This window comes from Steroidobacter gossypii, from assembly GCF_016801985.1.
GTDB lineage: Bacteria > Pseudomonadota > Gammaproteobacteria > Steroidobacterales > Steroidobacteraceae > Steroidobacter > Steroidobacter gossypii.
In genome coordinates, this window is the sequence record NZ_JAEVLS010000003.1 from 161,563 (window position 1) to 181,535 (window position 19,973).

At 62.8% G+C, this 19,973-nt stretch carries 14 protein-coding genes; 7 read left to right on the forward strand and 7 right to left on the reverse strand.

Translation table 11 applies throughout. The features are described from left to right. Positions 1–267 precede the first annotated feature (267 nt). Positions 268–711, forward strand: coding sequence for a hypothetical protein (locus JM946_RS14685; protein ID WP_203168046.1), 444 nt, complete (start codon positions 268–270; stop codon positions 709–711). A 26-nt stretch (positions 712–737) separates the two neighbouring features. Here JM946_RS14685 and JM946_RS14690 read toward each other — a convergent pair whose 3' ends face one another. Next, a complete protein-coding gene (locus tag JM946_RS14690; RefSeq protein WP_203168047.1) occupies positions 738–1,157 on the reverse strand; it encodes a MarR family winged helix-turn-helix transcriptional regulator in 420 nt (139 codons plus the stop codon). A 106-nt stretch (positions 1,158–1,263) separates the two neighbouring features. Between JM946_RS14690 and JM946_RS14695 the strand changes: the two genes are divergently transcribed. Genes JM946_RS14695 through JM946_RS14705 form a run of 3 tightly spaced genes read left to right on the forward strand, consistent with a single transcriptional unit; the run spans position 1,264 to position 5,433 of the window. Beyond that, positions 1,264–1,896 (forward strand): peroxiredoxin, encoded by a 633-nt coding sequence (locus JM946_RS14695; protein ID WP_203168048.1) that lies wholly within the window; start codon positions 1,264–1,266, stop codon positions 1,894–1,896. A 28-nt stretch (positions 1,897–1,924) separates the two neighbouring features. Beyond that, positions 1,925–3,733, forward strand: coding sequence for an assimilatory sulfite reductase (NADPH) flavoprotein subunit (locus JM946_RS14700; protein WP_203168049.1), 1,809 nt, complete (start codon positions 1,925–1,927; stop codon positions 3,731–3,733). Then, positions 3,733–5,433, forward strand: coding sequence for an NADPH-dependent assimilatory sulfite reductase hemoprotein subunit (locus JM946_RS14705; protein ID WP_203168050.1), 1,701 nt, complete (start codon positions 3,733–3,735; stop codon positions 5,431–5,433). Before JM946_RS14700 ends, JM946_RS14705 begins: the two co-directional genes overlap by 1 nt. A 20-nt stretch (positions 5,434–5,453) precedes the next feature. Here JM946_RS14705 and JM946_RS14710 read toward each other — a convergent pair whose 3' ends face one another. From JM946_RS14710 to rnk, 4 genes are read right to left on the reverse strand one after another with little or no spacing between them, the layout of a single operon-like run. Beyond that, on the reverse strand, positions 5,454–6,728 hold the full coding sequence (locus JM946_RS14710; RefSeq protein WP_203168051.1) for an O-acetylhomoserine aminocarboxypropyltransferase/cysteine synthase family protein: 1,275 nt from the start codon (positions 6,726–6,728) through the stop codon (positions 5,454–5,456). Between the two features lie 22 nt (positions 6,729–6,750). Continuing rightward, positions 6,751–7,992 (reverse strand): saccharopine dehydrogenase family protein, encoded by a 1,242-nt coding sequence (locus tag JM946_RS14715; RefSeq protein WP_203168052.1) that lies wholly within the window; start codon positions 7,990–7,992, stop codon positions 6,751–6,753. Between the two features lie 46 nt (positions 7,993–8,038). Further along, positions 8,039–9,136 carry a carboxynorspermidine decarboxylase gene (gene nspC, locus JM946_RS14720; protein WP_203168053.1) on the reverse strand — a complete coding sequence of 366 codons (1,098 nt, stop codon included), beginning with the start codon at positions 9,134–9,136 and terminating at the stop codon, positions 8,039–8,041. 24 nt (positions 9,137–9,160) lie between these two features. Further along, positions 9,161–9,571: a nucleoside diphosphate kinase regulator gene (rnk, locus tag JM946_RS14725; protein WP_218042872.1), complete on the reverse strand. Its 411-nt coding sequence runs from the start codon at positions 9,569–9,571 to the stop codon at positions 9,161–9,163. Positions 9,572–9,966: 395 nt separating this feature from the next. Here rnk and JM946_RS14730 point away from each other — a divergent pair, with 395 nt between their 5' ends. Further along, a complete protein-coding gene (locus JM946_RS14730) occupies positions 9,967–11,901 on the forward strand; it encodes a BCCT family transporter (protein WP_203168055.1) in 1,935 nt (644 codons plus the stop codon). Positions 11,902–11,987: 86 nt separating this feature from the next. On the opposite strand, the gene JM946_RS14735 is transcribed toward JM946_RS14730, so the two are convergent. Both JM946_RS14735 and JM946_RS14740 read right to left on the reverse strand, forming a co-directional pair. After that, complete coding sequence (locus JM946_RS14735) at positions 11,988–14,009, reverse strand: M13 family metallopeptidase (protein WP_203168056.1); 2,022 nt, start codon at positions 14,007–14,009, stop codon at positions 11,988–11,990. A gap of 79 nt (positions 14,010–14,088) precedes the next feature. Continuing rightward, the gene (locus JM946_RS14740) at positions 14,089–14,688 is read right to left on the reverse strand and encodes a hypothetical protein (RefSeq protein WP_203168057.1); all 600 of its coding nucleotides are present in this window, start codon (positions 14,686–14,688) and stop codon (positions 14,089–14,091) included. A 135-nt stretch (positions 14,689–14,823) separates the two neighbouring features. On the opposite strand from JM946_RS14740, the gene JM946_RS14745 reads away from it, so the two are divergent. Next, entirely contained in the window at positions 14,824–16,716 is a 1,893-nt protein-coding gene (locus JM946_RS14745) for an AAA family ATPase (protein WP_203168058.1), read from the forward strand. A gap of 225 nt (positions 16,717–16,941) precedes the next feature. Then, positions 16,942–19,863: a TonB-dependent receptor domain-containing protein gene (locus tag JM946_RS14750; protein ID WP_203168059.1), complete on the forward strand. Its 2,922-nt coding sequence runs from the start codon at positions 16,942–16,944 to the stop codon at positions 19,861–19,863. Positions 19,864–19,973: the final 110 nt, after the last annotated feature.

The following is a 19,973-nucleotide window of genomic DNA, read 5'->3' on the forward strand; positions in this document are numbered from 1 at the left end:
GCGCAGGCTGTTCCACGTTTTCTCTGTTGTAACCTCATCGTTGGATTCGATCCATCAGGAATCAGCACGCCGCGCTCGCGGGGCCGGCGGTATGGTTAGAGAAAACGGAACGTATCGCTAGAATAATTCCAATTGAACGCAGGTCGGACGAGGCGGTACAACACTCCTCACCCCTGAGTAAGGCTTGCTGTGATTCGAGGTTATCCGATCGAACAGTGCTGCTCGCATCGCGGTCAGCTCGTCCAGCTCGAGTTTGCGCGAAGAGCCATGCCGCTGTTGCCCAATGATTCGAGCACCGTGTTCGAGGCGGATGAGCGTGGCCTGGTGATCGCGGCCGAGACCGAGATGGCGTTGGAACGGCCGATGCGCAGGCTCGCGGACGTCTACGGCGACATGGTGCGCATCGGTCCACCGAAGGTCCGATATCGTTACGGCAATCGTATCGAGCAGCCCATCATGGGCTTGCGCGTGCTGTGCGCGCCGCAGGTCTATGCGGCCGTTCGTGAGGATCTGCGTTTGCGTCGCGCGACGATCATGGATGCCGAAGTCAATCGTCAGTTTGGCATCGTGCGCGCCGCTGCGCCGCTTGCATCGCTGATCGGGTACCCCGATCGGATCGCTGCGCTCAGCGGCGGACGAGGGCAGCTGGTCATGTGGCTCAGTCACTACGAGCAACTCGACCATCCACCACCTGCCGGGGTCGCGGCGTGATACATCGGCGCTGCTGACAGCGGGTTTCATTCTCCCTGCAAGTCGTCCGCGTTCGGCACGAAGAAGCGCCCCTGCAACTGCAAGAGCTCACGACGGTGCAGATCGGCGAGTCGGGCGAGCTTCTGTTCTCCCTTCGGCGTCAGATGAACGTGCACCACGCGCCCATCCGCATCGCTCACACGCCGTTGCACCAGCCCGGCGGCTTCCGACCTCGTAATCAGCGCCACCACCCCGTGGTGCTTGGCTTGCAGGCGCTCGGCAAGCTCGGTGACCGAGGCATGTTCCCGTCCCGGGAAGCCCTTCACATGCAGCAGCAATTGGTATTGGAGCGGGGTGATGCCGTGGCGACGGGTCATCTCCTCGCTCTGCCGCAGATAGCGTCGCAGCTCGTAGCGAAACGCCGCCAGAGCCTGGTACTGGCGCTTACCGATGGGGCGGGCGGTCATGCCGGTTCCGTATGTGTTCAAAACCAATCGTTAGGAATATATCACACTGTGAGGGGTATGCTTCCATCCCGTTGGCGCATGGAGCGCTCATGATGGGGAGAGATCCATGACTCTGCAGATCGGCGATACCGCTCCGGACTTTCAGGCCCACACCACCGTGGGGCGCATCCGTTTCCACGAATGGGTCGGCTCGAACTGGAGCGTGCTGTTTTCGCATCCGAAGGATTTCACCCCGGTTTGCACCACCGAGCTGGGCTACACCGAGCGGCTGCGCCCGGAGTTCGAGAAGCGCGGTGTGCGGGTGATCGGCCTGTCGGTCGACTCGATCGGCGATCACGAGCGCTGGGCGGATGACATCGAGGCTACGCAGGGCGCGCGGCCGTTGTTTCCCATCATCGGCGATGCCGATCGCAGCATCGCCAGTCTGTACGGCATGCTGCATCCGAAGGCGGACACCACGTTCACCGTGCGCTCGGTCTTCATCATCGATCCGGCCAAGAAGGTGCGCGCCATGATCACGTATCCCGCCAGCACCGGCCGCAACTTCGACGAGATCCTGCGCGTGATCGATTCGCTGCAGCTCACCGACAAGCACAAGGTGGCGACCCCGGTGAACTGGCGGCCGGGCGACGATGTGATCATCGTTCCCTCGCTGTCCAACGACGAAGCGCGCAAGCTGTTCCCGGAAGGTTGGAACGAGCTGCGTCCGTATCTGCGCGTCACCAAGCAGCCTGCGTGAGCACGCGAAGATCCATACGGGTCAAATCATGAGCGAGATGGCAGCGGCGAGCGCGACGCTCGACGTATTCCCGTTCGAGAGGGCGCTGGCGGAGGATGTGCGACGGATCGTCAACCGGCTGGACGCCACGCAGCGCGCGTGGCTGAGCGGCTATCTCATCGGCACGCTGAATACGGCGGCGGTTTCCCAACCCGCTGCCGTTCCCGCTGCCGCGCCGATCGCCACGATCGTGTACGGATCGCAGACCGGAAATTGCGAGACGGTGGCGAAGCGCCTCAGCGAGGCGCTGTCGGCTGCCGGCGTGAGCAGCGTGATGCTCGACATGCTGGATTGCCGTAAGGTCGAGCTCGATCAGGCGCGGCACCTGCTGGTGATCGTCAGCACACACGGGGAAGGCGATCCGCCGGATCGTGCCCGCCCGCTGTACGATCTGTTGCACGGTCGCAAGGCGCCGAAGCTCGCCAGTCTGAAATATTCCGTACTTGCGCTCGGCGATTCCAGCTACGAGCAGTTCTGCGAAGCCGGACGTCGCTTCGATGCGCAGCTGGAAGCGCTCGGCGCGCAGCGGCTCCATGAGCGTGTCGAATGCGATGTGGACTTCCAGGAGAATGCGGATCGCTGGATCGAAGCGGTCGTCTCGCGGCTCGCCACCGTCCGTGGCGACGTAGTTGCGCCACCCCCGAGTCTCGCGCGGCCCAGCGCCACTGTGGCGACCGCCTACACGAGAAAGAATCCCTGGCAGGCCCCTGTGCTTGCAAACATTCGATTGACGGCGCGGGATTCGAGCAAGGATGTTCGTCACATCGAACTCTCAACCGAAGGCGCCGGCATTCATTACGAAGCGGGCGACGCGCTCGGCATCGTGCCCCGCAACTCCGAAGCCGAAGTGAATGCGTTGCTCGAGCATCTACCCTTCGACGGGGACTCCGCCGTCGAAGTGAACGGCGTCAACGTGTCTTTGCGCACCGCCTTGACCGATCACTTGGACATCGGTCCGCTCAATCGGTCCGTGTTCGAGAAGTACGCGACCCTCAGTCAACGGCGCAGCCTGCTGGAGCTGATGGAGCAGGGCGCCGGTGATCGGCTCAATGCAGCGCTGCGCGACAGCCATCTGATCGACCTGATCGCGGATCATCCAGCCCAGGGCGTCAAAGCCGAGGATTTCGTGCGCATCCTGCGGCCACTCGCGCCTCGCCTGTATTCGATTGCTTCGAGTCCGCATGCAACGCCCGACGAGGTGCATTTGACGGTTCGTATCGTGACTTACCAGTCCCGTGGACGCATGCGCGGCGGCGTCGTATCGACGGCACTGGGCAGCGCGACGGATGCGCATGCGAGAGTGGCTGTCTATCCCCATCGCAATCCCGCTTTTCGCTTGCCCGCCGATCCGAATGCTCCGATCGTGATGATCGGGCCGGGCACGGGTGTGGCGCCGTTTCGTGCCTTCGTCGCCGAGCGTGAAGCGCTTGGCTCGCGTGGCAAGAACTGGCTGCTGTTCGGCGATCGAACCTTGCGCAGCGACTTTCTCTATCAGACCGAGTGGTTGGACTGGCGCAAGCGCGGGGCCTTGCATCGCCTCGACGTGGCCTTCTCTCGCGACGGGCATGAAAAAGTTTATGTCCAGCATCGCATCCGGGAGCACGGAGCGATGCTCTATGCGTGGCTGCAAGACGGCGCTTACGTCTATGTCTGCGGCGATGCGCAGCAGATGGCGCCCGATGTCGACGCAGCGCTGCGTGACGCGATTCGGACGCATGGAGCGCTTGGCGACGAGCAGCTCGAGGAGTTCATGTTGAATCTGCAGCGCGAGCGCCGCTACCAGCGAGATGTGTATTGATGGACGCGATTCGCAAGAACGATCTTTCCACGCCAGTGGAGCAGCTGCATTCGAATGAGCAGCTGAAGCTTCGCAGTCGCTTCCTGCGGGGAACGCTCGAACAAAGTCTCGCCGAGCCGCTCACGGGGAGCATCGCGGCCGATGATGCACTGCTGACCAAATTCTTCGGCGTCTATCAGCAGGACGACCGTGACCTGCGCGAAGAGCGGCGCGTGTCGCGTCTGGAACCTCTGTATTCGTTCATGGTTCGCGTCCGCCTGCCGGGCGGGGTGTGTACCGCCAGGCAATGGCTGGCGCTCGATGCTCAGGCGCGCGCCACTGCGAACGGCCAACTGCGCATGACGACCCGTCAGACGTTTCAATTCCACGGCGTGCTGAAGCACAACCTGGCGAAGCACATCCAGGGCATCGCGGCCGCCGGCCTGGACACCATCGCTGCCTGTGGAGATGACAATCGCAACGTGATCTGTACCGCCAATCCGCTGTTCTCTCGCGCGCATGCAGAAGCAACCGCAACCGCGCGCAAGCTGAGTGAGCACTTGATGCCGCGAACGGCTGCCTATCGAGAGCTGCTGTTGCAGCAGCCGGCGTCCTCGGGTCTGCCGGAGAACGAGGAGCCGCTCTACGGCCCAACCTACTTGCCGCGCAAGTTCAAGATCGCCATCGCCGTTCCGCCGAGCAACGATGTCGACATCTACGCGCACGATCTCGGGTTTGTGGCCATCGTGGAGAACGGCGAGATCGTCGGTTACAACGTGCTGGTCGGTGGCGGCATGGGAATGACGCACAAGGTGCCCACGACGTTTCCAAGACTGAGCACGCTGGCGGGATTCTGCAATGCCGAGGAGATCGTGGAGGTCGCCGAGCACACCATGTGCATTCAGCGCGATTTTGGCGACCGACTCGATCGCGCGCACGCACGCTTCAAGTACACGATCGAAGACCGGGGCATCGAATGGTTCAAGGCTGAGTTGGCCCGGCGTCGCGGCAAGCCTTTGGAGCCAGCGCGTGCATTCGGGTTCACCACCAATGGCGACCGCTACGGTTGGCATCGAGGCGAGGATGGGCGTTGGCACTGTACGGTGTTCATTCGCAATGGCCGCATCGCCGACTCGGCAGAAGCGCCACTCATGTCCACGCTGCGACAGATCGCGAGCGAGCTGCCCGTGGTGTTCGCATTGACCACCAACCGGAATGTGACATTGGCCGGAGTCGAAGACGCCGACCGATCGCGGATCGATGCGTTGCTGCTAGCGGGTGGCCTGGCCGGCCTCTCATCGCCGGCCGGACTGGAGCAGAATGCAATGGCCTGCGTGGCGCTGCCGACCTGCGGTCTGGCGATGGCCGAGAGCGAACGCTATCTGCCATCGTTACTTCACAAACTGGAAGCTCTGGTCGAAGCCGCAGGGCTGGCGGACACCCCAATCACGATTCGTATGAGCGGCTGTCCCAACGGCTGTTCGAGACCGTTCCTGGCCGAGATCGGCCTGGTCGGCAAGGCGCCCGGGAAATACAACCTGTATCTCGGCGGCAGCCCGCGTGGTGAGCGATTGAACTCGCTGTGTCGAGAGAATATCGGGGAGCAGCAGATTTTGGATGCGCTGCGCCCCTTGTTGAACGCCTATGCCAGCGAGCGAGCCGGCGGAGAAGCGTTCGGCGATTTTCTGATTCGCACTGGCGCCCTCAGCCGAGCGAGCTGAAGACGCCGTTTGGAGTGCGATCAGTGGGCGGCAGCCAACGCCTGATCCAGATCGGACAGGATGTCCTCGATATCTTCGATACCGACCGACAGCCGGATCGCTTCCGGCGTGACGCCGACGCTGCGCTGTTCCGCCTCGCTCAACTGGCGATGCGTGGTCGAGGCCGGATGACAGGCCAGCGATTTGGCGTCGCCGATATTCACCAGGCGCTTGAACAGTTTCAGCGCATCGTAGAACCTCACGCCGGCGTCGAACCCGCCCTTGACACCGAAGGTGAGAATGCCCGCGGCGCGGCCCTTCATATATTTCTGGGCAAGGTGATGATGCGGATGGTCCTTCAGGCCCGCGTATCGCACCCATTGAATCGCTTTGTGAGATTGCAGGTGCTCGGCGACGCGCTGAGCGTTCTCACAATGCCGTTGCATGCGCAGCGGCAGCGTCTCCATGCCCTGCAGGAGCTGGAAGGCATTGAAGGGCGAGAGCGCAGAGCCCGTGTTCCGTAGCGGCACGGTGCGCGCGCGGCCGATGTACGCGGCAGGCCCTAGCGCGTCGACATAGACGACGCCGTGATACGACGGTTCCGGCTCGCTGAACATCGGATAGCGATCTTTGTGCGTACCCCAGGGAAACTGCCCGGAGTCGACGATCAAGCCGCCCAGGGTAGTGCCATGCCCGCCGATGTACTTGGTCGCCGAGTGCACCACGATGTCGGCGCCATGCTCGAACGGTTTGAGCAGCACCGGCGTCGCGACCGTGTTATCGACGATCGTGGCGACGCCATGGCTGCGGGCCATCTGGGTCACCGCGGCGACGTCGACGATGTTTCCAGCCGGATTGCCGATGGTCTCGAAGAACACGGCGCGCGTCTTCTTGTCGATGAGCTTCTCCAGGTCGCTGGCCGCATCGCTCTTGGCGAAGCGCACCTCGATGCCCAGCTTCGGCAGCATGTGAGCGAACAGCGTGTACGTGCCGCCATACAGCTGCGGCGTGGTCACGATGTTGTCGCCCGCTTGGGCCAGGTTCACGATCGCGTAGTGGATCGCGGCGCTGCCGGCCGAGACCGCCAACGCGCCCACGCCGCCTTCCAGCATCGCGATGCGCTTCTCCAGCACATCGCAAGTCGGATTCATGATGCGGGTATAGATGTTGCCAGGCACGGCGAGATTGAACAGGTCGGCGCCGTGCTGGGCATTGTCGAACTCGAATGCGACGTTCTGATAGATCGGCACGGCCACGGCATGCGAGGTCGGCTCGGTTTCATAACCGCCATGGATGGCGATGGTCTGGTCTTTCATGAGTCCCTCGAGGGCGTCGGGTTCAAACGGGATCCACCGGCGAATCCAGGCCATTCTGGACGATGCGCGTCGGCAAGCCCAGTCGATTCAGTTGCCGCAGGAACGGTTGCGGCGGCAGTTCCTCGACGTTGGCCATCCTGCGAACGTCCCATTCGCCCGAGGCGATCAGCAAAGCGGCGGCCACCGCGGGCACGCCGGCAGTGTAAGAAATGCCCTGGCTGCCGACTTCCTGGTAGGCCTGTTTGTGATCGGCCACGTTATACACGAAGGCCTGATGCGGCTTGCCTGCGCGTTCGCCCTCGACCAGCGTGCCAATACAGGTCTTGCCCTCGTAATCGGGCGCGAGCGAGGCGGGATCCGGCAGCACTGCTTTGACGACCTTGAGCGGCACCACTTGCAGCCCTTCGGCCGTGCGTATCGGCTGCTCGGAGAGCAGCCCCAGACTCTTGAGCACCGTAAACACGTTGATGTAGTGATCGCTGAAGCCCATCCAGAAGCGCACGTTCGGAACACCGAGCAGCTGCGACAGCGAATGCACTTCGTCGTGGCCGGTGAGATAGGCTTTCTGCAGACCCACCACGGGCAGGTTCCACTCGCGGCTCACCTCGAACATCTTGTTGGACGTCCACTTGCTGTTCTGCCAGCTCCAGACCTGCCCGGTGAACTCGCGGAAATTGATCTCCGGATCGAAGTTGGTGGCGAAGTACCGGCCGTGCCGGCCGGCATTGATGTCGACGATATCGATCGATTGAACGCGGTCGAAATAGCTGTCACAAGCAAACTTCGCATAGGAGTTGACCACGCCGGGGTCGAAGCCCGCGCCGAGGATGGCGGTCAGGCCGGAACGTTCGCACTCCGCGCGCCGCTTCCATTCGTAGTTTGCATACCACGGCGGCGTTTCGCAGATCTTGGCGGGATCTTCATGAATGGCGGTGTCGATATACGCCGCGCCGGTCTCGATGCAGGCCGACAACACCGACATGTTGAGAAACGACGAGCCGACGTTGATGACGATCTGCGCACCGGTTTGTTTGATGAGCCTCACGGTCGCCGCGACGTCCAGGGCGTCGAGCGCGTGCGCCTGCAGAGCGCCGTGGGTCTTGAGCGCGTTCTTTTCGTGGACCGAGGCGATGATGCGCTGGCACTTCTCGACGGTGCGCGAGGCGATGTGAATATCGCCGAGCAGCTCGTTGTTCTGGGCGCATTTGTGAACGACCACCTGACCGACGCCGCCAGCGCCGATGACCAGCACGTTCTTTTTCATTCCGGGAAGAACTCCTTCATTGCGAAACACGGTTGGGGAAGGGGACTCAAGACAGGCTGGCTTGAAAATCCGCGAAGCTGAACTCGCGCACCGGACGGATCGACCCGTCGAGCTCGCGAATCACGATGCTGGGCATCTGCACGCCGTTGAACCAGTTCTTCTTGACCATGGTGTAGCCGGCGGCGTCCTGGATGGAGAGTCGGTCGCCCACCTGCAGCGGCCGCGGAAAGCGGAATGTGCCGAACACATCGCCGGCCAGGCACGACTTGCCGCACACCATGTATTCGTGCGGCCCTTGGTTCGGGGCGATGTGAGCGCTTTCGCGATAGATCAACAGATCCAGCATGTGCGCTTCGATCGAGGAGTCGACGACGGCGAGGTGCTTGCCGTTGAACAACGTATCGAGCACGGTGACTTCGAGCGTGGTGGTCTCGGTGATCGCCGCTTCGCCGGGCTCGAGATAAACCTGCACGTCGAAACGTTCCGAGAAGCGCCGGAGGCGCTCGCAGAACTTCTCGATCGGATAGCCTGCGCCGGTGAAATGAATCCCGCCGCCGAGACTGATCCAGCGAACCTTATGAAACAGCGCGCCGAAGCGTTCCTCGATCTGGCCGAGCAGCCGATCGAACAGGTCGAAATCCTCGTTCTCGCAATTGTTATGGATCATGAAGCCGTCGACGCGATCCAGCACGCTCGCGATCTTCTCGACATCGTGTTCGCCCAGCCGGCTGAAAGGCCGCGCGGGATCGGCGATATCGAAGCCCGAAACGCTGACGCGCGGGTTCAAACGCAGCCCGCGCGCGATGCCGGAAGCCTTGTCGGCGAAGCGCTCGAGCTGTCCGATGCTGTTGAAGATGATCTTGTCGGCGAGCGACACCGCTTGATCGATCTCGGCATCCGACCAGGCCACGCTATACGCTTGAGTCTCGCCGCCGAAGCGCTCGCGACCGAGTCTCACCTCGAACAGAGATGAGGACGTAGTGCCGTCCATGTACTCGCGCATCAGATCGAACACCGACCACGTCGCGAAACACTTCAGCGCGAGCAGCACCTTCGCGCCCGAGAGCGCCCGCACCTGCGCAATCTTCTCCAGATTGCGGCGAAGTGCGGACTTGTCGATCAAATAATAGGGTGTCTGGATCATGGCTCGGCTTGGATGAGCAGCGGCTCAGGCCGCGGGATCCGGCATGTCGCTGCCGTACACGGCCAGCACGGTGAGCGTGCGCGGCTCGCCGACCGGTCGAGGCCAGGTGATCGACTGCCCCGGGCTCATGCCGAGCAGGGCTGCGCCTACCGGAGACAGTACCGAAATGCGATTACGATTGACGTCCGCCTCCAGCGGCCAGACCAGCCGCACGGTGCGATAGCGATCGTTCGCGCCGTCGCGATACGCGACCAGCGAGCCGACCCGCACGATGTTCGGGCATTGGTCATCGGCCACGACCTCCGCGCGATTCAACTCCTGCGCGAGAAAATCGACCACCGGCGTCGGCGCGCGTTCCGCGGCGTCCACCAGCGCGATCAAGCGGTCATAGTCGCCCGCCGGGATCGAGATGGGCGGTAAATCGCCCGTGTTCATGGGTTCCATGATGGATCTGCCCCTCCAAACAAATTCGCCCATCGAACCGGCGCGGCCATGGCGCCGGACTCGCGAGCGAAGCAAATCAGTGGTGAAGAAGCCTCAACCGGTTCGGATGGGGAGCCGGTCGGGCAGGTGCCTGAGACCGAAAAGCCCCGGGCACAGCGCGTGAGAATGCGCTACACCCGGGGCGACGCGTCCCGGATGTGAGTCTCGCCACAATGCGGGTGGTCGAGTAAAAAATGCGCGGAATCAAGCATGGGGGGAGGATAGTTTGTTACGCTGAAGAGTCAAGCTCGCAGGTCCAATCTGCGGGCCCGATCCGCAGACTTGACAGGCGGTTCCTACGACTTCCCACCATTGTCACGAGCGGCGACGTCGTCGACTCTCGCAGCGTGCGTTTTCAAGTCAATCCGCCGGTATTTTTCACTTCCGCCGCCGTCATTCTGGTCTGCGCGACGCTCGGCGCATTGTTTCCTGCGCGGGCCAGGCTGCTATTCCAGCAGTTGCAGGCGGGCATCATCGAAGATTTCGGCTGGCTGTATATCGCAGCAGTCGCAGGCTTTCTGATCTTCGCGCTGTTCCTGCTGTTCAGCCGCTATGGCGATGTGAAGCTTGGGCCGGACGACAGCGAGCCGGAATACGGCGGAGCCTCGTGGTTCGCGATGCTGTTCAGCGCCGGCATGGGCATCGGGCTGATGTTCTTCGGCGTTGCCGAGCCTATCCAGCACTACATGGCGCCGCCGACCGGCGAGGGCGCCACGCTCGATGCGGCTCGTCAGGCCATGGTGCTCACCTTTTTTCACTGGGGCCTGCACGCCTGGGCCATCTACGTCATCGTTGGGCTGGCGCTGGCGTATTTCGCATTTCGTCGCGGATTGCCCCTGACGTTGCGCTCGGCGCTGCATCCGCTGATTGGCGATCGCATTCACGGGCCGATCGGTCATGCCGTCGATGTGTTCGCGGTGTTCGGAACCATGTTCGGGGTGGCGACTTCGCTCGGCCTGGGCGTGCTGCAAGTCAACGCTGGCGCCACTTATCTGTTCGGCTGGCCAGCGACCATCCCAGTGCAACTGATGCTGATCGCGGCGGTGACCGGCCTTGCGACGCTCTCGGTGATGCTGGGCCTGGATCGCGGCATCCGTCGACTGAGCGAGCTCAACGTGGTGCTGGCCAGCCTGCTGCTGCTATTCGTATTGATCGCCGGGCCGACGCTGTTCCTGCTGCGGGCGTACGTTCAGAACATCGGCGCTTATCTGAGCAACGTCGTGCCGCTCACGTTTCGTTTGTATGCCTATGAGCCGAATCCCTGGCTCGGCGAATGGACGTTGTTCTATTGGAGCTGGTGGATCGCATGGTCGCCGTTCGTGGGCATGTTCATCGCGCGCATCTCGCGGGGACGAACCATCCGCCAGTTCATCGGTGGCGTGTTGCTGGTGCCGGTGCTGTTTACGTTTCTATGGATGACGGTGTTCGGGAACACTGCGTTGTGGCAGCAGACCTCGGAAGCGTTACCGTTGGCTGAGGTTGTGAGGGATAATCTGCCTGTCGCGCTATTCGCGTCGTTGGAAGGTCTGCCGCTCGCTACGCTCAGCTCGGCGATCGCTACCATTCTGGTCGTCACCTTCTTTGTGACATCCGCGGACTCCGGTGCGCTGGTGATCGACACGATCACTTCAGGCGGCGCGGCCGATTCTCCCGCCTGGCAGCGAGTCTTCTGGGCGACGGCCGCCGGGGCCATCGCCGCGGTGCTGCTGGTTGGCGGTGGGCTCGATGCGCTTCAAACAGCGACCATTGCGAGCGCATTGCCATTTACGATCTTGATGATCTTCATCTGTTACGGTGTGCTGCGCGCGCTGCAGCTCGAAGGCACCGCGCGTGCGGACAGCGCACTGATCGAGACTACACATGTCGAGACCAGCTGGCAGCAGCGCCTGAGCATGTTGCTCAAGGCGCATACGCGAGCGGATATAGAATCGTTCCTGGCGGATGTCGCCGCGCCGGCCTTGCAAGACGTGGCGGCACGCATTCAGGAGGAGGGGCATGCCGCGGACTTCAACTGCGGTCCGGACCGGGTCGAGCTTGCGATCTCGCATGCCGGGCGCCAGACGTTTCGTTATAGCGTGCGCCTGAAGGGATTTCGCGCTCCGACCTTCGCGCTCGCCGAGCGGCCACTGGCGGACACGGGCGATAGTGAGCGCAGCTATCACGCCCTCGCCGAGTCCTCGGTGGATGGTGTGACTGACGTGACCGCATTCACCCGCCAGCAGCTCATCGACGATTTCCTGGCCCGCTATGCGCGCTCGCGAGCGCTCGCCAGGAAACAATGACCTCACATCGGCGCTGACCAGCCTCGGGTTTCCAGTTCCCGCACCCGGCGCATGAGCTTCAAGCCGCGTCGGCTGACGTTAGTGCGTCACCAAACCTCGCACCTCTGCGCGGCGGGACGGACCATCGGTGCGCCGGTTTTACATTGGAATGCTTGCTGGAATTCGGGCAGGTTCGACAGTGGACCGATGACACGGTATTTGGCGACGGGATGCGGAGCTCCCTGCACCATGGAGCGCGCCGTTTCAGGGCGCGTTTCATCGCCGCGGAACTGGCCCCAGGAAATGAAGAACTGCTGTTCCGGAGTGAAGCCGTCGATAGTGGGCAGTGGCGCTTTGCCACGGCGGGAGATCTGAAGTGCGCGATAGGCGATGCGAGCGCCGGCCAGATCGCCGATGCTTTCGCCGAGCACGAGTTTGCCGTTGTGATGAATGCCCGGCTCGATGAAATATCCCTCGAACTGCTCCACGACACATGCCGTGCGGGCCTGGAATGCTTTGAGATCGGCGTCGCTCCACCAGTTCTTCAAGCGCCCGTGCGCGTCGTATTGGGCGCCTTGATCGTCGAAGCCGTGGCTGATTTCGTGGCCGATCACCACGCCGATGGCGCCGTAATTCACCGCGTCGCTGGCCGCCAAATCGAAGGCGGGCGGTTGCAGGATGCCGGCGGGAAACACGATCTCGTTGAGCAGCGGATGGTAGTACGCGTCTGAGGTCGGCGTGGTGATGCCCCAGCGCTCGCGATCCAATGGCTTGCCGACCGACGACCAGTTGTCGCGCACGTTGAATTGCCGTCCCGCCACGACATTGTCCCAGTAGCTGTCGCGACTGACGCGCACGCCGCTATAGTCGAGCCACTTGTCTGGATAACCCACCTTGGGCCTGAACGTCGCCAGCTTTTCAAGCGCGCGCTGTTTGGTGGAAGCGCTCATCCATTGCAGGTCTCGAAGGGTCTCGCGCATCGCGAGACGAAGGTTTTCGACCATCTCCTGCACCCGCGCCTTCGCTTGGGGAGGAAAGTATCTCTCCACATAGATCTTGCCAACTGCCTCGCCGAACAGCGCGTCGGCGGATTCGGCGCATTGCTTCCAACGCGGCTTCATCTCTTGGACGCCCTTCAGGAAGGCCGCGTTGAAGGCGAAGTCTTCCTGCACGAACGGCTTGGACAGCGACGGCGCCGCGGATCGGAGCAGGTGCCAGCTCAGGTAGATTTTCCAATCGGCCAGCGGCGTCGCCGCGAGCTGTCGATCGATCTCCTTCATGAGCTCCGGTTGCGCCACATTGAGCTCGCCGCGCGGCAGCTTGCTGGCCGAGTAGTACTGCGGCCAGTCGAAGTTGGGCATGAGCTGTGTTAGTTGCGCAAAGGTCAGTTTGTGATCCGTCGATTTCGGATCGCGCAGCGCCACGTTGTCGAGCGAATGCTGCGCCAGGGATGTTTCCATTTTCATCACGGCTTGCGCGGCGGCTTTGGCATCGCCGGCGGCGTAGCCGGCCAGCTCGAACATCCTCTGGACGTGGGCGAGATATCGGCTACGGGCTTGCTGGAAGCGGTCTTCGGCCTTGAAGTAATAATCGCGGTCGGGCAGACCGAGCCCCGCCGCGTCGATCTGCACGATCACATCGTCGGGATTGCGATCGTCGGACAGACCATACAGATTGAAGGGGGCGATCACGCCCATGGCATGCAGCTTCTGCATCTCACGCTGCAAACCGGCGCTGTCTCGAATGTGGGAGATCTCGGTGAGTAGTGGCTGGAGCGGCTTGATGCCGAGGTCCTCGACACGCGCCTCATCCATGCAGCTTGCATAGAAATCGCCGGTGAGCTGAGCGATGCTGCCGTGCTGTGCCCGGGTGGCCGCAGCCGCTTCGAGAATGACCTTGAGCCGATCTTTGTTTGCTTCGCTCGCTGCCCAGCGACGGCTCCAGCGCGTCATCGAGGCAGGGATCGGATTCTGCGCGCGCCAATTGCCATTGGCATACGCGTAGAAGTCGCTGCAAGGTTCGGTCTTGTGGTCGATATCGCCGAGCTGGACGCCATGTTGTCCACCCTCGGCGGCGCCGGCCACGCCGGCGATCAAGAACAGGACGCCGGCTGCTGCTGGCCATTTCATGCCGTTCTTCCCTGACCAGAGAAGAGCGGATCGTACGTTACGTTTCGAGGGCCGACAATGTGCCGTCAGCGGCGCCTGGTCAGGGAGCTTCGCCCCGCTGCGCAGCCGACGTCTCGCCGGGCAGCTGGCCCAGGAAATCGCTCAGGCTGCGCCGGCCATCTTTCCATTCTTCGTAGTATTGCGGCCGGTTCGGGACGCCCAGCGCGGCCAGCTCGATCCGGGTCGATGTCGCCAGCGCCCGCAGGTCGTCGCGCTCGATGGGATAGTAGATGAAGGTGGAGCCGGAGATGGGCAGCGGCAGCGTCGGGTCGCCGATGCCCAGCTCGGCGACGTCGCCTGCATACTGATTCAGAACGAGCATGCGCTCCTCCGTGCGGATCTCGATCTCACCGAAGGAGCTTTCGAAGCTCGTCATCTGTTTGGGCGTGAGATCGCCCGAGGTGCGAGGAATCAGCGTCAGGTACAGGCGGCGGGCGCCCATTCGGTTGACTTCGATGGCCATGAGCTGCGCGAAGTCGCGCCGATTGATTTTGCTCGAGCTGGTGACACGGGCCAGCACCAGCGGCTGGGTTTGCGAAGTGATGGTCGCGACCGAGACCGGATCGAGCCAGGAGGTGACGGTAGGTTGCGCCATGCAACCGGCCAGGCTCAGCAGCAGCAACAGCACTGAATACTTCATGAAGATCAACAGGCTCGGGCGTCGAATGCAGAGTAGATCGGCGCGCGAACCTGGGTGGATTCACGCTGCCTTGGAGCAGCGCAAGCGCCGACCTGCCGCGACCTGTAGAATCGCCGGTCTTCCATGGGATTTGCAATGACCAGGCCCGAAGTCGCGATGTACTTGCCGATCAGCGAGCGGTTGCTCGCGCCGGTGCTGGATGAGGCGCGCGACCTCGCCTCTGCGCTGGCGCCGCTCGATGTGCCGCAGATCGCGGCGTTGATCGTTCTTCAGTACCTGCCGCGGTTGCGGGGCGAAGTGGCGAGCTCGCCGCAACAGATCCTGAGTAACGCCGTTCGGGGCGGTCACGAGCAGGTGAGTCGGACCGGGCTCCAAGCATTCGTCGAGCAGATCGCCGCGCAATTGGATCGGGCGAAGGTGCGCGCGGGCGTTGCTTTGCTGGGCGAGTTCCGGCTTGCTTTGGCCGGCGATACACACGCGCAGGAAGGTCTGGAGTCGATCGCGCTGCTGAGCGGCGATCGCGCGGTTCTCACCAGCGAGCAAAGCCGGATCTTCAAAGAGGTGAGGGCGCAGACGGACGATCACATCCACGTCCAAGGCTATGCCGGTACTGGCAAGTCGTTCCTGATTCGATCGCTGGCGGCGATGCTCGAGCCTTCGGGCGCAAGGCTGCTGGTGCTTGCCGAACGACAACGGCAACTGCATGCCTTGCTGTCGGGCTTAGGGCAGATGACGCATGTGCAGGCGTCCACCTTCGAGCGGCTGGTCACTGCCATGACCCCGAAGGGCTTGATCGATCCGGTGAACGTGCGCATGAGTCGCACGAACTATCATGCGCCGACGCCGCACGATCAGCAGGTCGCGGAGTACTTGAATATCCAGCCGACCGGTCAATTCTCCACGCACGATCTGGTGCGAATGGTTCGAAGCACGGTGGCCGCGTTTTGTTTCAGCGGCGAGCGTGAGATCGATGGCAGCCATATTCCGGCTTGGTGCGCCTCGTCGCTCGACGATTCGACGCGGCTCATGGTGCTTCACCACGCGAGCCAGCTGTGGCAGGCGACTTTGTTGCCGGACTCGCCGGGCTTCGAGCCGCCCGTGCGCGGCTATCACCGCATCAAGTGGGCTGCGCTCAACGGATGGAAGATTCCATCGCGCTACACGCACGTGATCATCGACGAGTGTCACGATCTGGCCAAGCCCATGTTGCAAATCCTGGACGCGAGTCCGCAGGCGGTGATCAGTGTCGGCGACGAATATCAGAATCTGCAGGGAAGGCCGCAACGGCGCGCCAACGTCATCCGTCAGCGCGCGGTCACCTCTTCGGTGCGCACGGGCACGGCGCTCGAACAGGTGGTGAACTCGCTCATCCTGGCTCATCCGGGCGCGACCAAATTGCCGTTCCACGGCAATCCTCTGGCGCGGACCGAGATCGTCTACTACGACCGACCTCAGGCGCCCGAGGCGCCCGCGACGATTCTCGTGCACGATACGTGGGGCCTGTTCGAGTGGTCGCAGCGCCTCGCCAGCGAGAACATCGAAGTCGAGCTGTTGAGCAGCTCGGAACGTCTTGATGTCTTCGTCAGCGATTGCATCGATTTGTATCAGCGCGGCGCGCGCCCGCGGCACCCGGAGTTGTTTCGCTTCGAATCCTGGCAGGCAGTCTCGGAGCGTTTTGAAAAGAACCGCGGCTTTCAGCGCATCGATCGCATGCTCACGCGCGGCTATGGCGCACAGGATTGGGCCAAGGTCTCTGCGCGTCGCCTCGATCCCAGCGCGCGTCGCTGTTCTCTCGGCTTGATCTCCGATGTGCGCAATCGAGAATTCGACGTCGTCATGCTGACGCCCGAGCTCGTGGAGCACGCATGGCAATCCAGATTCGACGCGCTCGCCGCGGCCAGCTCATCCATCTACGTCGCCGTCACCCGCGCCCGCCGCCGTCTCATCGTTCCAGAACGTTTACGACAGTGGATCGAAGAAATCACGACCCGGCGAAACTCTCCGCGACTGCCTTTTCAGATCGCGTAATTTCCGCCACCCGAGCGCGGCGCCTCGCTCAGCGTGAGCTCCCGCGCGGCCAAATCCTCACACGGCAGCCCCGTTCTTGAGACCAGGAACGGGGCTGCTTCGTTTTCGAGCGTGCCAATCAGGCGATGCACCGTTTGCGTTCCTTCGGCCGGCGGGCTTGACACCATTCCCTCAAGGTATATCGTAGTTCGTATACGATTCGCGAATAACGACAGGGGAGTGACGATGACCATTCAGTTCGCCTCGATCCAGCCACCACGTCGTGGGCCTGCCATATCGAACACCGTTCGCGCGCTGCTCGCGTTGTCAGTCGCCGCTGCGCCCTGCCATGTATATGCGCAGGAAACACTCACGGAAGTGGTGGTCACCGGATCGCGACTGGTGCGCAGTGACCTGAGCGCACCGAGCCCCACCACCGTGCTCGGGCAGGACCTGGTCCAGCTGTCCGGCGACACAACGGTTGAGACGGTGCTCAACGAACTGCCGCAGCTGTCGGCAGGCACAAACTCCAGCGTGAATTCCGGCGGCGGCTCGGGTGTGTTGACCGCGAACCTGCGCGGCTTGGGTTCGATGCGCACGCTCACGTTGGTCAACGGCAGACGGTTCATCCCGGCGAACGGCGCAGGCAACGTGGATCTGGCGACCATCCCGAGCGCGCTGGTCGAGCGTGTCGAATTGATCACCGGTGGCGCCTCGGCGGTGTATGGCTCCGACGCCATTGCCGGCGCAGTGAACTTCATCCTGCGAGACGACGTCGAGGGCTTGGAAACATCGGTGCAGTACGGTGAGACCGCCGAAGGCGATGGCATGAGCCAGAACTACGATCTGTTGTTCGGCACCAACGTCGGCGAGGGTCGCGGCAACGTCACGCTGTATCTGTCTCGCTCGGTGCGCGACCCGGTGATGATGGAAGATCGTGATTTCTCGCGAGTTCCGCTGAATGCGCAACTTGGCGTAAGCGGTTCGAGCAACATTCCGGGCGGACGCGTGAGTCTGAGCGCAGCTCAGCTTGCGACGCTCGATGTCGGGCAGGGCCCGGGCGTGCTGCCCACCGGCGCCGAAGGTTGCTCGCAACGGTTGAACTCGATCCGCTTCGGCGCCGGCGGGCAGGTGCTCGCCCACTGCGACCCGGAGAATCTGTACAACTATGCTGCAGGTAACTATCTGCTGCGTCCGCTCGAGCGCTGGCAGGTGGCGGGCTTGGCGCGATTCGATGTGACGGACAACGTCGAAGCGTACACCGACGTTCACTACGCGCTGTCCAACAACGAATATCAGCAAGCTTCCGATTCGCTCGCCATCGTCACCGGCACGGCCCCGTATTTCGAGGTGCGCGACTACGCCACCAATCCGGTGCTCACCGAGGACGTGCGCGCGCTGTTCATGAACAATCCACAGATCTTCGACCCGACCGGAAGCGGCGATGCACGGATTTCCGGTGGCATCGCACGTCGCTTGGATGAGCTGGGCCTGCGCACGTTCGCGTTCGAGCGTGCGACGCTGGGCGGCACCGCGGGTCTGCGCGGCGATTTCGATATCGGCGAGCGCACCTGGAAGTGGGACGTGTTCGGTCAATATCAGCGCTCGCGCACCGATGAAACAATCAACGGCATGATGTCGGCCGCGCGCATGTCGCTCGGGCTCGACACGGTCGTCGATGCTTCCGGCAATGTGGTTTGTGCCACTGCAGTGTTTGGCTGCGTGCCCGTGAACCCGTTTGGCATCGGCTCGATCTCGCCCGAGGCCGCGGCCTTCATCACGCCAGCGCGGTCTTCCACTGAAGTGTTCGAGCGCAAGGTCGTCGGCGCGTCGCTGGCGGGTGAGGTGTTCGATCTGCCCGCGGGCCCGGTCTCCACCGCCATCGGCGTCGAATATCGTGACGATCAGTACGAGTTCATGCCGGGCGCGACCGATCTGGCGCGCGAATACGGCTCGGCCTCGCGCGGTATCACTGTCGGCGGCTTCGATGTTTCCGAGGTGTTCGGCGAAGTGCGTGTGCCGATTCTGTCGGGACTGCCCATGGCCGACATCCTCGCCATCGAAGGCGCGGCCCGGTTGTCGGATTATTCGAACTTCGGCGACGCCACGACGTGGCGACTCGGCATGGAGTGGGGTCCCGTGCAGAGCCTGCGCTTCCGTGCTGCTTATAACGTCGCCATCCGAGCTCCGGCGATCTCCGAGTTGTATGCACCGATCAGCGAAGGCTTCTCGCCGGGCACCGATCCGTGCGCAGCGGTTCGCAATCCCTCTCAAGCCCAGAAAGATTTCTGCGTGCAGCAGGGCGTTCCGGCCGCCGAAGTCGACAATTTCCAGCAGACGGTGCTGGGCTTCAGCCAATTGTCCGGCGGCAATCCGAACCTGCGGGAGGAGGAGTCCGAAACCTTCACCGTCGGTGCGGTCGTGCAGGTGCCCTGGGTCGACAACCTCAATGTCGCGGTCGATTACTTCCGCATCGAAGTGGAAGACGCGGTGGCGACCATGAATGCGCAGACCACGCTCGATGTTTGCTATCAGATGCTCGATGCTGCCAGCGAGCCGTGTCAGGCGATCCTCCGTCTGCCGGGCAGCGGCCAGGTGTACCAGGTGCGCGCCAGCAACAGCAACATCGGCTCGCTGTCGGTCGAAGGCGTCGATCTGTCGACCGACTACACCGTCGATCTGCCCGATGGCTTCGGGCTGTTCGAAAACTCCGCGAAGCTGGGCGTGGTGTTGCATGCAGGCTGGCTGTTCGAGCGTGTCAGGCAGATCATCGGCGCGGCGCCGATCGATTGCGCCGGCTACTTCGGCTCGTGCACGGCTCAAGGAGCGGACTCGGGCGGCTCGCCGGATTTCAAAGCGACCTTGATGGCTTCGTATACCAGCGGGCCGCTGCTGGTGCGCACGCAGCTGCGCTACATCGACGACCTGCAACCGCTCGCCAACATCGTGGCCAGCACGCCTGTGAAGGCGGACTCGGTGACCTATGTCGACTTCTCCGCCAGCTACAAGATCAACGACAGCGTCGAAGCGTTCGGCGGCATCGACAACGCCTTCGACGAACAGCCGCCGCTGTTGACCTCCAGCTGGGGCGGCGATGCAAACACGGATGTGACTTTGTATGACGTGCTGGGGCGTCGTTACTTCGTCGGCCTGCGCACGCGCTTCTAAGCGTAAGGCGGGCCCACTGGAAGGGTGGGCCCGCATCCGCGCCCACGTGCGGGATTCGATTCATGGCCGTCAGCAGCGCCGTTCGCGTATCATATGCGCGTATATAAATC